Here is a 2325-nt window from a genome sequence, read left to right on the forward strand (position 1 = left end):
TACTGTTGAATTTGCAGAACCTGTTTCCTTTGATGAAATCCAGATTGTAAACGGTTTTGTAAGCAAGGATTATTATCTTAAGAACAACCGTGTAAAGACTCTTCGCCTTACTCAGGTTGCAAAGGAACATTTCCAGCAGAAAGACTATACACTTAAGGACAATGTTCAAGACTGGCAGTCGATTAAGTTTGACCTTCTTCAGACAGCCCAGACACTCACTCTTGAAATCCGTGAAGTCTACAAGGGGTCAAAATACGATGACACCTGCCTTGACGACATCCGTCTCTTGCACAAAGGAAAGGTAATTCCATTTGAGAATGTCGCAAACCTTAAGGCCGTTCAGGTTGAAAACTCAAAGCAGATGCTTCAGTCAAATGCAAAGGAATTTGAAAAACAGTTTCTTTCACTTGCAAAGAGCATCAGGCATAGATTCGGTGGATTATCAGATTCAAAATACATATTCCTTAAATCAGAAAAAAAGCACGATGACAGGGTAATCAAATTCAATTCTGAGAGGAATAATAAAATTGATTATATAGCTGACTGCATGATCTTAAGCCAAGAGGAATTCCTTAAGGAAAAAAAATTACAGTTAAATGACGATTATTATTGGTACAGATACAACTCAAATATTGGCGACCCAAAAGAGGATCCAATGGAAGATGATTTTGACTATTCAAAATATCAATATTACATAGGCTACTGGGAACCTTATTTTGGATATGGATACAGAGTAAGATATGAGCTTGGAAATTCAAGGATCATTACTTCAAGACAGGTGGACTATGTAGAAGTAAAGACAGTCACTTTAATAAAGATTGACGGCAATTCAATCTTCATTGACGGCGTAAAATACACAGTAATTGATTCAGACCAGGCTCTTGATGTCCGCTTTTCTGACGGTCCCTAGTTTTTAATGTACCGCTTCATTCCGCAAAAAAAGCGCTCAAGGCTCAGGGTGACTTTGGGCGTTGTTTTTTATTCCACAATAAGATATTTTCTCTGGCTACGTTACTCAAGTCTCTTTGCAAAAAAAACAAAAATGACGGATGAACAAATCGATAAGGAATTCCCTTTTGTAACAGCAGAACATTCTTCTCCCATATTCAGGAATTTAAGCAAGGAAGATACAGAACTCCAGCAAGGTAAAGCCCATAACCTTTCTATCGCTGTCAAAAAGCTCAACGGTGCTGTCTTAAAACCAGGAAACATTTTCTCATACTGGCGTCTTGTTGGAAATCCAACATTTTTCAAAGGCTACGCAAAAGGAATGATGCTTGTCAATGGAAAGCCTGTTGCTAAAATCGGTGGAGGTCTTTGTGCCCTTTCAAATCTGATTTACTGGATGACACTCCACAGTCCCCTTGCCGTTATTGAAAGGTTCCGTCACAGTTACGATGTTTTTCCTGACACAAACAGAACCCTTCCCTTTGGAAGCGGAGCAACCTGCGTCTACAATTACCGTGATCTGATGATAAAGAACAATTCATCCACATCTTTCATCCTTAAAGTCTGGATAGAAGACGGAAAGCTCTGTGGCCAATGGAGGTGCAACATTCCATGCCCGTTCCGATATGAAGTCTATCAAAAAGACCACTGGATAACGGCAGAAATTGGCAACAACTATGTGCGCCACAATACAATCTGCAGAAAAACCTTTGATGCCCAAACAAACCAAATGCTTTCCGACGAGCAGATTACAGAAAACCACGCCCTCATGATGTACGAGCCACTAATTGCTTCCAGCAGTACAAATGAATGAAAACGGCTGCTTCACATTTTTCTGCAAATATCGTAGATCTCATTCCGCACCAGTTACCTTCGCCGAGTTCGATGAAACATGGACATTCATGGAATTGAGGATGAACCTTCTGTAACCGAAGCAACCGGAAGGAAAAAAAATTCAGAACCTTATTAAAAATAAACCGTTTAAAAGAAATCAACATATGTGTATAATGATTTCTAACACTGATTTTTTTCAAAGCAAAACCAGGGGGAAATATGAAAAAGTTTTTTGTCATTGCCACAAGCCTTTTACTTGGAGCAAGTGTTTTTGCCCAATCAAAATGGTTCAAGGCACAGTCTAAATCTGCATCCGTTAAATCCGTAACAGCCACAAGCGAACTTGTTGAAGCCCAGTTTGATGGAAAATATCTTTATCCGCCCATCAACATTCTTGACGGTGACTTTAACAGCACCTGGTGCGAGGCTGACCAGAAAGGCTCTGGCATTGGAGAATCAATTACTGTTGAATTTGCAGAACCTGTTTCCTTTGATGAAATCCAGATTGTAAACGGTTTTGTAAGCAAGGATTATTATCTTAAG

At 39.4% G+C, this 2325-nt stretch carries 3 protein-coding genes; all 3 read left to right on the plus strand.

Going from position 1 to position 2325, the window contains the following annotated elements; translation table 11 throughout:
- Window positions 1–910 (plus strand): NADase-type glycan-binding domain-containing protein (locus tag ACKI39_RS04070; RefSeq protein ID WP_407397920.1); only part of this gene is annotated, 910 nt, incomplete at its 5' end.
- A gap of 132 nt (window positions 911–1042) precedes the next feature.
- Complete coding sequence (locus ACKI39_RS04075) at window positions 1043–1762, plus strand: VanW family protein (RefSeq protein WP_407397922.1); 720 nt, start codon at window positions 1043–1045, stop codon at window positions 1760–1762.
- A gap of 239 nt (window positions 1763–2001) precedes the next feature.
- A partial coding sequence (locus ACKI39_RS04080) for a discoidin domain-containing protein (protein ID WP_407397924.1) occupies window positions 2002–2325 on the plus strand: 324 nt, incomplete at its 3' end.

The organism is Treponema sp. (genome assembly GCF_045641405.1).
Classification (GTDB): Bacteria; Spirochaetota; Spirochaetia; order Treponematales; family Treponemataceae; genus Treponema_D.

What these genes read in the sequence shown, in the direction of transcription:
- ACKI39_RS04075 (WP_407397922.1), top strand. Translation starts at nt 1,043, where the DNA reads ATGACGGATGAACAAATCGATAAGGAATTCCCTTTTGTAACAGCAGAA.